The following is a 13,521-nucleotide window of genomic DNA, read 5'->3' on the forward strand; positions in this document are numbered from 1 at the left end:
TGAGAGAACACCAGGATGGAAGTTGGATACAATGCTGATAAACGTAAATTGCTGTCATCTGTGTGTCACGGGGCAATTTTCTTTAGTACGACATTATTCTCTATTGGGGTTCCCATTGTCATTAACTTAATTTCCGATGACCCAGTGGTGAAGAGTAATGCTAAAGAATCCATTAATTTTCACTTTAATGTTTGGTTTTGGGGAACCGTAATTGGAGTACCAATTGGGGTTATATCTTTTCTCACATTTGGATTGGGGGGAATTTTGTTCTTTCCTGTGGTTGCATTGGGTTTTGCACTGCATTGGGGATTGACAATTTGGGCGCTGTTGCACTGTTTCAGTCAGCCAGATGAACCATTGCGGTATCCTTTTATTTTCCGAGTTTTCTAATGGTGTTTCATTCGATATTTTTCTCACAGAAGAGGAATACAGGTTAATATCCCTGTTCATTTTCCCATGAGATGGTTAAAATAATTGCTGTGTCTGACTTAGGACTGACGCAAGTTGGACACGAAATTAAATTATAATTTTATCATCTATAAATCATCAAATATATTCCCTCAATTCAGCCGCCAGTAAGAGGAAGATAATCATCAGAATTTTTATGCTGATAGGTATAAATATTCTACACCTGTAAGTATATGCCTCTTTACAAACTTGAAGAATTTGACCCTAACTACCGAGAAACATTTGGCGGTGATGACGTGAAAACCTTAGACCTTTACACTGAAGGCGGAGTTAGAGTTGGTTCAGTAGCTGATGCTTTAGTTGACCAAGAGGGACGTTTTCGGTATTTAGTTATTGACACCAGCTTCGACTCTGTGAGTAAGAAGATATTACTACCAATTGGGCTTTCTCACATTAATTATCCCGCCCAACGTGTTTATGTTGACGGACTGAGTAAAGAACAAGTTGAGTATTTACCTGAATACCAAGAAACTATCAATGTTGATGAGGATTATGAAAAAGAGGTGCGCCTTGTTTTTCGCCCTGAAAGTAGAGATATCTCTGAACAACAGGATATATCCCTTTACGAAAGAGAGCCAGATTTATATAACTTAAATGAACAATATCATCAAACTCTCAGGCTATATGAAGAACGTTTGATTGCTAATAAGCATCGGGTCAAGACTGGGGAGGTAAAAGTTGGTAAGCACGTTGAAACACAAATTGCACAGGTGACAGTACCTGTGAAGAAAGAACGTGTTTTGATTGAGCGCGTTCTTCCCACAGAAATAGGAACAGTGGTAGACCCAAAAGCTCTTAAATTTCAAGAGGGGGAAATAGCACGGATAGAATTGTACGAAGAAAGGCCGGAAATTCGCAAAGAAGCCTTTGTACGGGAAGAAATTAGAGTTAAGAAGGTTGTAGACCGCCACACGGTAGAAGCACAAGACACCATTCGGCGAGAACAGTTAGATATTGATACTACAGGGGAATTACATATGGATGCAGCTAGTAGAAACCCTGAACAAGCCTTTTGAGTAGCTAATTAGGGAATGTAATTTGGTGATTCATATCAAAGGTAGGTAGGGGAAATTTCGCCTCTACCTCTACTTTTATTGTGAATTTAACAGAAATATCAGAAATATATAACTTTTGATGTGATGTCAATGTATTAATTCAGTCAATAGTAAGAGGGAAAATAGCTAATTAACCTTTATGTTATTCATTAACAGATGGTATCAAAACTCAAAGGTAAATGTCATGGCTCTTCACAGATTGGCAGATGTGGCTCCAAATTATCGTGAAACTATTCAAGGTAATGATATTCAAGGCTTAGGTGTCTACACCGACAGGACTGATGAAAAGATTGGGACAGTAAGTGATGTTTTAGTCGATGAAGAGGGACATTTTCGTTATCTAGTTGTTGATTTAGGTTTTTGGATATTTGGTAAAAAAGTACTACTACCCGTTGGACGTTCCCGCATTGACTATGATGCTGCTCGCGTCTACGCCATTGGTATGACTAGGGAACAGGCGGAAAATTTACCGGAGTTTGAAGAAGGTAGAACACTTGATTATGACTATGAAGAACAGGTAAGGGGGGTTTATCGTGATACCACCCCCCATACTTATAACCGTGATACTTACACTTATGAACATGAACCTTCTTTGTACGAGCTAAATCAGCAAGACCATCAAACTCTACGATTGTATGAAGAACGGTTAATTGCTGACAAAGTTCGCCAAAAAACTGGAGAAGTAGTCATTGGTAAGCACGTTGAAAGTGAAACTGTCAAGGTTTCCGTTCCCATAGAAAAAGAGCATGTTGTCATTGAACGTGTGACTCCAACAGATGTGGGTCAGGTTGTTCCTCCTAGCGAAGCTAACTTCCGTGAGGGGGAAGTCGCTCGTATAGAAATCCATGAAGAGACTCCTGAAGTTCGCAAAGAGGCTTTTTTACGGGAAGAAATTAAAATCGATAAGGTTGTAGAGCAAGAAACAATTGAGACTCAAGACACTGTGCGCCACGAAGAGTTAGATGTTAATGCTCCTAATCTTCGCGTTGAGGAGCGCTAATCAGTAATTACAACTAATAACCAATTAAAGAGCAAGTGCGGGTGTGCCTTTTTTAATAGTTACTAGGTTGAACTACTTCACTATCGATTCTCAGGCTATGGTGGTTTAAATACTCTACCATAAGCCTGATAACGGTGATGTAATCAAAACATTTTATCAAGAGTAGAGCTTATGTCTGAATATTTAAAACTGCAAAAAGCAGATGGTCAAAAAACAGTAGATAAATTAACTGAACTAAAAACGCTGAATAACAAGATGATTAAAAGTCAAACTGAAGTTGAGGAAGAAGATACTTTTCGTTTAATAGAAGAACGATTGATAGCTGATCATAAAAAATCCAAACTTGGTGATGTTATTATTCGCAAAGAAATTGAAACTCAAATAATACAAGTACCTGTGAGGCGTGAAAAATTAATTGTGGAGCAAGTTAGTCCAGAGAATAAACGACTGGCAGAAATTGACTTGACACAGGGTGAGATTTCTGGTCTTGAGTTCATCGAGGATGATAGACCATTAGGAACGGTTCTAAATACCCATGTAAATGTGAGTGGTGAATTCAGTTCGCCGAAAATTGCTAGTTTACTTTTAAATGCGATCGCTCAGGAAAAAAATCACGGCTGTGAGCAGGTAAAAATTACAATTGCTGTGACAAATGAGTCCCTACAGAAGAAATATCAGGAGTGGTTTGCTCGTTGTTCTAAAGGCGAGAAACCCCTGGGAGCAAAATAAGCGGATCAACTTGATAAACTTTATGTAATGTCCGACCATTCATACATAATAATAAACAGTTTGTACTGATTTTATTGAGTTTGATTAAACGGACATGATTTTATTGAAAAAATTTTGGCAATCTTCAATTTTAGGGCTGCTATGGACTTTGATAACTGCTACCCCTGGAATGGGAGCTGAACGGATTAGCTTTTTTTACCCTCCTTTTGGGGAATTCTCCCTGAGTCTGGACTCATTAGCAATATTTGCTCAAAAAGGGAAAATCACTGATGAATTTTCCTTTTATGCACGGCGGGTTAATCCCCAGCAACTGGCTCAATTACGAGAAGTGCTACAGCAGGAATTTAATGTTACTCCTACTCTTGTATCTCAGGTGAGTTACTCACCTATAGGCGAAGACCTCATAGACCGTTTAGGGGGCTTAATCCGCACGGAATCAAGGCAAAATGGCTTTTACGCCATCAGAGGTGCTTTAATACTAGCTGCTGCTTCTCCAGAAGGCTTAACAGTGGTGAATTTTCTGCGTCACTTTCCCTCCCCCACAGTACGGTTAAATTTTACAGAGGGGCTAAAGTTGGTTGATGATTTATCGCAGGTATTAGAGAAAAGGGATGAGGTTGTAACTTGGATTCAACAAGAAGCGATCGCCCATGGTGCGCCCATTAATTGGAAGCAACGGCCGGATTTAGCTGCATCTGGTCCGTTTACTTGGCGACGAACCGAATTGATACTCCGGGATAGGTCCCGCGATGTTCTTCGCATCATACCCACAGATATTTATCTACCACAAGGAACAGCGCCGCCTTTTCCTCTGATTGTGATTTCTCATGGTATTGCTTCTGACCGTTCTTCTTTTGCTTATTTGGCTGAACATTTAGCATCCCACGGTTTTGCTGTAGCGGTATTAGAACACCCGGGGAGTAATGCGGAACGTGTTCGGCGCTACTTGACGGGTTTGGCTGGGCCATTAGAAGCCGAAGAATTTATTAACCGACCTTTAGATATTAAGTTTCTCCTGGATGAACTTGAGCGCAGAGAAAAATCAGATCCTAACCTCCAAGGACTCAACTTTGAGCAAGTCGGAGCCATGGGACATTCTTTTGGTGGTTACACTGTGTTAAGTTTGGCAGGAGCCAAGATTAATTTTGACCAACTGCAACAAGATTGTAGTCCGAATATTTCCTCTTTTAATTTGTCGCTGTTTTTACAGTGTCAAGTTACGCAGTTAGAAGTTAAAGATTATGCACTCCAAGATGACCGCATTAAAGCTGTATTGGCTATTAATCCTGTATCTAGTTCAATTTTTGGTGAAAGTCAAATCGGCCAAATTCGAGTTCCTGTGATGCTGGTGGCGAATAGTCAGGATATTGCTACCCCTATGGTGTCTGAGCAGGTTCGGCCTTTTACCTGGTTGACTACTCCTAATAAGTATTTGGTATTAATTGAAAATGCTACTCATTTCAGTGCGATCGCCCAAATAGATCCAGAAAATAATGTGTTACCTATACCACCGGCTTTACTCGGTCCAAATCCTGCGCCAGCTTATTCTTACCTTCGGGCTTTGAATCTGGCCTTTTGGCAAACACACCTTGTCAATCGCCCCGAATATGCTTCTTATTTACGACCCTCTTATGCTCAATATCTCAGTCGATATCCTCTCAATCTCAGTCTGTTAAATTCTTCCTCGGCGGATTCATTGAGTCAAGCATTGCAAGAATTCACTCTTCGATTATCGAAAAAATGGTTTTAAAACCCCGTTGTTCTACGACGGCTTTTCTTGATTCTTGGCAAAAAACTTGCCTAAAAAACAACAAAAAGCTAAAATGCAATAGTCGGCATGGGGCATCGGCACGACTTTAAATGGACAGGGAGTGACTATAAGACTGCTTCGGCAGCGAGTTACTGTGAACTGTCAAGAATCACCGATAGCGTAGCGTGGCGTAAGCCATACTTCAAGATCGGTGAGTATGTCAAAAATGCTAAAATCCTCTCGTAAACAGTGAGGATAACTTAATGCCAGTTGCTGCTAACTCTATTAAGTTTGGTACAGACGGTTGGCGGGGGGTGATTGCTGATGAGTTCACCTTTGAACGCCTAGCATTAGTGGCACCAGTTGCCGCTCAAGTCTTATATAATACATATAATTCTACAGTTGGCAGCAAAACTATTATTGTCGGCTATGATCGCCGCTTTATGGCCGAGGACTTTGCTCGCACTGTGGCTGATACTGTCTGCGCTGTCGGCTTTGATGTTTTACTCAGCGAAACCTACGGCCCAACTCCGGCTTTTAGTTGGGCGGCTAAAGAACTTAATGCTTTGGGGGCGCTAGTTATTACAGCCAGTCATAACCCCGGTACATATTTAGGTCTAAAAGTCAAGGGTCATTTTGGGGGTTCAGTACCGCCAGAAGTGACAAAAGAAATTGAAACTTTATTATCTGCGGGTGTACCACCAGCAGCTAAACCCGGGAAACAAGATATATTTAACCCCTGGCCTAGTTACATCACAGCCTTAAAAGGTAAAGTGAATATTGCCAAGATTCAAGAGGCGATCGCCTGTGGTAAACTGACATTATTCGCCGATGTCATGCATGGTGCGGCAGCTGGGGGATTGGGAAAATTACTCAAACATGGGGTTCAAGAAATCAACAGCAACCGCGATCCTTTATTTGCAGGAGGAGCGCCAGAACCTTTACCAAAATACCTATCTGGTTTATTCTCAGTCATCAAAAGCCACCGCCAAACAGACACATCAGGTTTAACGGTGGGGTTAGTATTTGACGGGGACTGCGATCGCATCGGCGCAGTAGATGGAAAAGCTAACTTTTTGAGTTCCCAAATCTTAATACCTATATTAATCGACCACCTTACCCAAAGGCGGGGTTTTACAGGTGAAATTGTTAAAACTGTCAGTGGTTCAGATTTAATTCCCCGGGTAGCAGCACTGCATAATTTACCAGTTTTTGAAACAGCAGTGGGATATAAGTACATCGCTGATAGAATGTTAGCAGCACAGGTGTTGTTAGGTGGTGAAGAGTCGGGAGGAATCGGCTATGGTAGTCATATTCCCGAACGTGATGCACTGCTATCAGCATTGTATGTTTTAGAAGCTATTGTATCATCTGGTCTCGATTTAAGCGATTATTACCGGGATTTACAACAGAAAACAGGTTTCACCTCCGCTTATGACCGCATTGATTTACCTTTAGCTAGTATGGCAGTGCGATCGCGTCTTTTACAACAACTGGAAACCGAACCATTAAGGGAAATTGCGCTCAAAGCAGTAGTTGATTGTCAAACCATAGACGGTTATAAATACCGGTTAGCTGATGACAGCTGGTTAATGATTCGGTTTAGCGGTACTGAACCGGTGTTACGTCTGTATTGTGAAGCAGCAACACTTGAGGAAGTACATCAAACCTTGGCTTGGGCAAAAAATTGGGCGACCTAAACTTTTAAATGAATATATGACTAAAACAATGGTAGTAGCTACGGGTAACCCCGGTAAGCTCCGGGAACTACAAGCTTATCTCGCTCATTCTGGTTGGGAATTAACCCTCAAACCACCAGAATTAGAAGTTGCAGAAACCGGTACAACTTTTGCAGACAATGCTTGTCTCAAGGCCTCCCAAATTGCTCAAGCTACAGGACAATGGGCGATCGGTGATGATTCTGGGTTACAAGTAGATGCTTTAAATGGCGCACCAGGGGTTTATTCTGCACGTTATGGTCAAAGCGACTCAGGTCGCATTGCTAGGTTATTACAAGAGTTAGGTAACTCAGAAAATCGCCAAGCTCAGTTTGTCTGTGCAGTGGCGATCGCTCGTCCTGATGGTAAAATAGTTTTACAATCCACAGGGGTATGTCGCGGCGAAATTCTCCATACACCCAGGGGTGAGGGTGGTTTTGGCTACGACCCTATATTTTACGTTCCTGAGCAGCAATTGACTTTTGCGCAAATGTCACGGGAGATCAAAGGGTCAATTAGCCATCGGGGTCTTGCTCTCCAGGCTTTAATTCCTCAGTTGGCAGATTTGGAAGCATAAATTAAATTAAATGTTTCCCCCTCTTGGGAAATCTGACTGAAGATTGTAGCGGTTCTAACTTGAGTAGGATAACTAGATTTTGACGATTGTTGAAAATGAAGTTAAAACTTATTCAGGTAAAGATATGAAGTCTTTGGCCAAAGTCGCTTTTATGCTACTATTTAGCAGTATGGCTGTTACTGCTTTCAATCCCATATCTCAGGTTTTAGCTCAAGAAGGGGAAACCTCCCCACAGCAACCCGGTCTTAGTCAAGAGTCAGACCAACCAGAGTCAAGCACATCTACCCCTGAAGCTACTGTTAATCAACAGCTAGATATTAAAGTAGAAGCAGAAAATGAAATTGAAACAGAATCCGCACCTCCCGCACATATGATGAATACCCCAGATGGTGGGGGTGAATCTGGTTCTGAGTAAGTATTACGTTGTCTGGGTCTAGAAAAATTATCAAGCAAAAGGGGACAGCCAGATGCACAATTTTGATTATGTCATTCTGGGGGCTGGATTAGGTGGACTTTCCGCCGCAGCTTGTTTAACCAAGCAAGGATACAGGGTGGCTGTTTTAGAAAAACATTACCTACCTGGCGGGTGTTGTCACACTTTTGATTATGGTGACTATAGTTTTTGCGCTAATGTCCATTATATATCTCAATGCGCACCTAGTCAAACTATTGGGCAATTTCTCAACTACATTCAGCGCCATGTCCCCTTTAATAGCCTTGACCCAGACTGCATAGACCGGATAATTACACCGGAGGTAGATTTTAAAATTCCTCTAGGATGGGAAAACTTGCGATCGCGGTTACTCTCCACCTTTCCGGATCAGACAACTGCTATTAATGGCTACTGTGACACAATTGCGCAGATACATAGGGAAATGCGTAGCCTAGGGGGGGAAATACGTTGGTATAATCAGAATTTGTCAGACTGGTTGAAGTTACCTAAATATTTCCATTTATTTAGAAAGCGCAACTGGACTTTACAAGACTTATATGACCATGTGGGTTTATCACCCAAATTACAAGCAGTACTAGGGGGACAAAGTGGTGATTATGCACTACCACCTCATGAAATCGCCTTACTGATCCACACTTCCCTAGTTTGGGATTACTCAGAAGGCGCTTACTATCCTCAATACCATTTTAAGCAGTTTGTAGATAGTATTACAGATGCGATCACCGAAGGGGGAGGTGTAATTAAATATTCAACTCCTGTCCAGCATATTGAAGTTAATCAACAGCAAGTACAATGGGTAACTGCTGGTGATCAAACCTACCAAGCTAGTAAGGGCTATATTAGCGACCTTGACCCCAAATTAACAGTAGAGTTAATACACGACACCACAGCTTTGAGCTTAAGGGAACGTCAACGCCTTACCAATTACGAATACTCAACTAGTGCATTTAATATTTACCTGGGTTTAGATAGTCGCTTTCAACCAGAAAATTATAGGATTGGTAACTGGAATATTTGGTATTATCCCACAGGAGACTTAAACAGGGAATATCAACGCCAATTTCAGGGAGACCTCAGCCAACCTTGGATTTTCCTATCTTGTCCCACGATGAAATCTAGAGATAACGCCGGAATAGCTCCACCAGGTCATCATATCTTAGAAATTGCCACTGTCTGCCCTTACGAACCATTTAAGCATCTGCAAGACACCGACCACCAAGGCTATAAAGCCAAGAAACGGGAAGTTTACCAGCAGATCATGACCAGTGTTCGAGATTTAATTCCCGATGTAGACCAGTACGCGCGCATGAAGGTTTCTGGTACACCCACCACCAGTGAATTTTATCTCGGACAACCCCAAGGTAATATTTATGGTGCAAAGTTAGTACCTGAACAAGTGGGGTTAAATCGGTTAGGATATATTACAGAGTTGCCTAACTTGTTTCTTGTGGGGGCTACTGCTGGCTATCCTAGTGTACCAGGGGTAATTGGTAATGGTATGGATGTTGTGGAACTGATGACAGGACAAGGAGTTAGGGGAGAGGTTCCGGCTTTGTTTTCGCCGAAAATCAGCAATATTCAGCATAGCCGGGAATGATAATATATTCTAGTTAATGCCATAATTCCCGCATTCAATGAACAAGGCACTGGATGAAACGCTGTCAATGGAAGTTGCGCAAAATATTAAAAGTAAGGCTCGTCAGCCCTTTGATAATGCTTATAGGGCGCTGTTAGTCACAGATCAGGCGAACTATGTCCAGGGGTTTTTGGCTATAGGGGGTAAACCTTACCAACCTATTGAACATGGTTGGCTAGAGTTGGCTGATACCTCTGGGGAGGATTCTCTAATTAAGATTATAGATCCCAGTCTACCACACCTAAACAAAAAAACTCAAGAACTTTGGTACTTTGCCGCCCAAAGTTTTACCAGGAAACAATTAAAAGCGATTATTGAGGAATCACAGGAAGATTATCCCGAGGATGACCCATTACCGGTTTATGGGGATGCACCCTATGAGTATTATGGTAATGTGATGTTGGGTGGTGGCGAATATTTAGCGGCTTACCAAGCTGCACAGGCTAAGTGTCAAGAACTCAGAGAATCCCTGGAATGAGTCAAACTGGTTTAAATTTATTAGCAATATCTATATTTCTCATGACCCTATCAGTCTTGTTAGGGCCATTAATTCATTTGTCCCCCGCAGTACCTGCGATCGCCACCTTTAGTATTTTGGGAATAGTCACTTTTGACAGTTTTAGTTTACAAGGGCGGGGTGGTACTATAATTTTAGATTGGATTGCTAGTTTTTCTCCCCAACACCGCGATCGCATCATCCACCACGAAGCTGGTCATTTTCTGGCTGCACATCTGCTGAATATCCCTGTGACTGGTTATACTCTCACTGCTTGGGATGCTTGGAAACAAGGACAACCAGGACAGGGGGGTGTGACATTTGATGATGGGGAATTAGCATCCCAATTAGAACGGGGAACAATTAGCGCTCAAATCCTTGACCGTTATTGTACAGTCTGGATGGCGGGCATTGTCGCCGAAACTTTAGTTTTCAATGATGCACAAGGCGGTACTGACGATAAAAGCAAGTTAGCGGGAGTTTTAGCAGGTTTGGGTTTTTCTGCTTCCGCTAGTGAACAGAAACAACGATTTCATCTGCTACAAGCAAAGACTTTATTACAAGCAAATTGGTCTAGTTACCAAGCCTTAGTTAAATCGATGGAACAGGGCGCATCTGTCAGGGATTGTCAGCGGATAATTGCCACAGCTGAATCATCATCACCTATACTATAGATGCTCCTGGTGATAGCGCCAGCACTGCTAAAAGCAGATCGCTGTGGGTGAGAAACAGTAGAATAAATACCTGTCGGTGGGCTGTTAGTCACTTATGGCGTAGATACTCTATCCTGGGGCATATTTTTTTGTGTAAAAACAAGTATTAAGACGACTTTTTCAACCCATGGCTTCCACTCCCCAGAAACTTAGCGGTAATGCAATTCGCGATTCATTCCTTGACTTCTTCGCCCAACGAGGACACAAAATCTTACCCAGCGCCTCCCTCGTTCCCGAAGACCCCACCGTACTGCTAACTATTGCGGGGATGCTACCATTTAAACCCATATTCCTGGGACAGCGCACACCGGAATTTAACCGCGCTACCACATCTCAAAAGTGTATCAGGACTAACGATATTGAAAATGTTGGTCGCACTAAACGCCATCATACATTTTTTGAGATGTTGGGTAACTTTAGCTTTGGTGACTATTTTAAACCACAGGCGATCGCTTGGGGGTGGGAGCTATCCACAAAAATCTTTGGTTTACCACCAGAGCGCCTAGTGGTTAGCGTCTTTCAAGAAGATGACGAAGCCTATAATATCTGGCGCGATGACATCGGCGTACCAGTAGCTAGAATTAAGCGCATGGGTGAAGAAGATAACTTTTGGGTATCTGGTCCTACGGGTCCTTGTGGTCCTTGTTCAGAAATTTATTATGATTTTCACCCAGAACGGGGAGATGAAAATATTGACTTAGAAGACGATACCCGGTTTATCGAATTTTACAACCTGGTGTTTATGCAATATAACCGGGATGCATCGGGTAATTTAACCCCACTGCAAAATAAAAACATTGACACCGGTATGGGTTTGGAAAGGATGGCGCAAATCCTGCAACAAGTCCCCAATAACTACGAAACTGATTTAATTTTCCCGATTATTGAAACCGCTGCTCAGATAGCTAAAATATCATACCACAGCAGCGACGAGAAAACCCAAGTTTCCCTCAAAGTCATTGGTGACCATGTGCGATCTGTAGTCCACATGATTGCTGATGAAATTCGCGCTGCTAATGTGGGACGTGGTTATGTCCTACGGCGCTTAATTCGCCGGGTAGTCCGTCATGGGCGGTTAATTGGTATTAATGGGGAATTTATCACCCAAGTGGCAGAAACCGCAATTTCTCTTTCAGAATCAGCTTACCCCAATGTGCGTCAACGGGAAGCAGCAATTAAAGCCGAACTGCAACGAGAAGAAGCCAATTTCCTTAAAACTCTAGATAGAGGGGAAAAACTGCTCGCGGAAATTATTCAAGAGGTGAAAGCCCAAGGTAAAACTCAAATTAGCGGCGAAAGTGCTTTTACTTTATATGATACCTTTGGTTTCCCCTTAGAACTTACCCAAGAAATCGCCGCCGAAAATCATCTGACTGTGGATGAAGCTGGTTTTGATGCTGAAATGCAAAAACAGGTAGAACGAGCTAAAGCTGCTCACGAAACCATTGATTTAACTGTGCAAGGTTCTTTAGACAAGTTAGCTGAACATATCCACGCTACGGAATTTCTAGGTTATAGTCAACCCGCTTCCACTGCTAAAGTAGAAGCCATATTAATAGATGGTATTGCCCAAGAGGAAGCAGAAGCAGGGACAGAAGTTCAAATTGTCCTCAATCAAACCCCATTTTATGCCGAATCTGGGGGACAAATTGGCGATCGCGGTTATGTCTCCGGTGATGGTGTGTTGGTGCGGGTTACAGATGTGAAAAAAGAATCTGACTTTTTTATCCACTTTGGCCGCATAGAACGCGGTACAATCCGAGTAGGAGATACTGTCACCGCTCAAATTGATCGCGCTTGTCGTCGTCGCGCTCAAGCTAATCATACCGCTACACATTTACTGCAAGCGGCTCTTAAGAAAATTGTTGATGATGGTATATCTCAAGCTGGTTCCCTGGTCTCCTTTGACAGGTTGCGGTTTGACTTTAACTGTCCCCGCGCTTTGACATCAGAGGAAATTCAACAAATTGAAGAACAGGTAAATACCTGGATTGCCGAAGCACATCCAGCTAACATAGAAGTGTTACCTTTAGCAGAAGCCAAGGCTAGAGGTGCCGTGGCTATGTTTGGGGAAAAATACGGCGAACAAGTGCGGGTAATTGACTTTCCCAGTGTCTCTATGGAACTGTGCGGCGGTACTCATGTCAGTAATACTGCGGAAATAGGCAGCTTTAAAATTATCTCAGAGGCGGGTGTGGCTTCTGGGGTGCGGCGCATTGAGGCGGTTTCTGGTCCGGCTATTTTGGATTATCTCAATGTTCGTGATACAGTGGTTAGGGATTTAAGCGATCGCTTTAAGGTTAAACCCGAAGAATTACCGGAGCGGATCACCACACTGCAAACTGAACTGCGCAACGCTGAGAAACAACTAGCAACCCTGAAATCACAGCTGGCGATCGCAAAATCTGACAGTCTACTGCAAACAGTAGAATCTGTAGGGGATTATCAGGTATTGGTAGCGCAGATGGAAGAGGTTGACCCAGAATCATTAAAAACTGCTGCTGAAAGATTACTACAAAAGATTACTCGTGGTGCGGTAGTATTGGGTTCTATTCCTGAAGCTGGTAAAGTCAGTATAGTTGCAGCCTTCAGCCCCGAAGTTAATCAAAAAGGACTCCAAGCAGGTAAATTCGTCGGCGCTATAGCCAAAATTTGCGGTGGTGGTGGTGGTGGAAGACCAAATCTAGCTCAAGCTGGGGGACGGGACACCAATAAATTACCAGAAGCTTTAGCTGAAGCCAAAAGTGATTTAAAATCAGCCTTGAGTTAATTTCTGAGGTCACCCACTGCGGTGCGATCGATGTCAGGAATATATATTAAATTACCAGCATACCAATGGGGAGATTAACAGTAAAAACCTTTTATTGTAGGCATTTACCAGCCCTATTCTCCCTTATCTTCTAACAATCATGTAACAAAACCTGA

The 13,521-nt window shown here is 42.5% G+C and carries 12 protein-coding genes; all 12 read left to right on the forward strand.

Annotated elements, in window-relative coordinates; genetic code table 11:
• Positions 1-15: 15 nt before the first annotated feature.
• Positions 16-390 carry a DUF4870 domain-containing protein gene (locus NWP22_RS16150; RefSeq protein WP_271734854.1) on the forward strand — a complete coding sequence of 125 codons (375 nt, stop codon included), beginning with the start codon at positions 16-18 and terminating at the stop codon, positions 388-390.
• A gap of 251 nt (positions 391-641) precedes the next feature.
• Positions 642-1,484 (forward strand): DUF2382 domain-containing protein, encoded by an 843-nt coding sequence (locus NWP22_RS16155; protein WP_271734855.1) that lies wholly within the window; start codon positions 642-644, stop codon positions 1,482-1,484.
• A 223-nt stretch (positions 1,485-1,707) separates the two neighbouring features.
• Positions 1,708-2,523: a DUF2382 domain-containing protein gene (locus tag NWP22_RS16160; protein ID WP_271734857.1), complete on the forward strand. Its 816-nt coding sequence runs from the start codon at positions 1,708-1,710 to the stop codon at positions 2,521-2,523.
• A 171-nt stretch (positions 2,524-2,694) separates the two neighbouring features.
• On the forward strand, positions 2,695-3,252 hold the full coding sequence (locus NWP22_RS16165; protein WP_271734858.1) for a DUF2382 domain-containing protein: 558 nt from the start codon (positions 2,695-2,697) through the stop codon (positions 3,250-3,252).
• A gap of 94 nt (positions 3,253-3,346) precedes the next feature.
• On the forward strand, positions 3,347-5,002 hold the full coding sequence (locus NWP22_RS16170) for an alpha/beta hydrolase (protein ID WP_271734860.1): 1,656 nt from the start codon (positions 3,347-3,349) through the stop codon (positions 5,000-5,002).
• Positions 5,003-5,265: 263 nt separating this feature from the next.
• Entirely contained in the window at positions 5,266-6,702 is a 1,437-nt protein-coding gene (locus tag NWP22_RS16175) for a phosphoglucomutase/phosphomannomutase family protein (protein WP_271734861.1), read from the forward strand.
• 16 nt (positions 6,703-6,718) lie between these two features.
• Positions 6,719-7,297 carry an RdgB/HAM1 family non-canonical purine NTP pyrophosphatase gene (gene rdgB / locus NWP22_RS16180; protein WP_271734862.1) on the forward strand — a complete coding sequence of 193 codons (579 nt, stop codon included), beginning with the start codon at positions 6,719-6,721 and terminating at the stop codon, positions 7,295-7,297.
• Positions 7,298-7,376: 79 nt separating this feature from the next.
• Positions 7,377-7,712: a hypothetical protein gene (locus tag NWP22_RS16185; RefSeq protein WP_271734864.1), complete on the forward strand. Its 336-nt coding sequence runs from the start codon at positions 7,377-7,379 to the stop codon at positions 7,710-7,712.
• Between the two features lie 52 nt (positions 7,713-7,764).
• Positions 7,765-9,348 carry a phytoene desaturase family protein gene (locus NWP22_RS16190; protein ID WP_271734866.1) on the forward strand — a complete coding sequence of 528 codons (1,584 nt, stop codon included), beginning with the start codon at positions 7,765-7,767 and terminating at the stop codon, positions 9,346-9,348.
• Positions 9,349-9,385: 37 nt separating this feature from the next.
• Positions 9,386-9,865: a hypothetical protein gene (locus tag NWP22_RS16195; RefSeq protein WP_271734867.1), complete on the forward strand. Its 480-nt coding sequence runs from the start codon at positions 9,386-9,388 to the stop codon at positions 9,863-9,865.
• Positions 9,862-10,557 (forward strand): ATP-dependent Zn protease, encoded by a 696-nt coding sequence (locus NWP22_RS16200; RefSeq protein WP_271734868.1) that lies wholly within the window; start codon positions 9,862-9,864, stop codon positions 10,555-10,557. Before NWP22_RS16195 ends, NWP22_RS16200 begins: the two co-directional genes overlap by 4 nt.
• A gap of 166 nt (positions 10,558-10,723) precedes the next feature.
• Positions 10,724-13,366 carry an alanine--tRNA ligase gene (alaS, locus tag NWP22_RS16205; RefSeq protein ID WP_271734869.1) on the forward strand — a complete coding sequence of 881 codons (2,643 nt, stop codon included), beginning with the start codon at positions 10,724-10,726 and terminating at the stop codon, positions 13,364-13,366.
• The last annotated feature ends 155 nt before the right edge of the window (positions 13,367-13,521 follow it).

Origin of the sequence: Anabaenopsis tanganyikae CS-531 (assembly GCF_029891675.1) — a bacterium.
Lineage (GTDB): Bacteria > Cyanobacteriota > Cyanobacteriia > Cyanobacteriales > Nostocaceae > Anabaenopsis > Anabaenopsis arnoldii.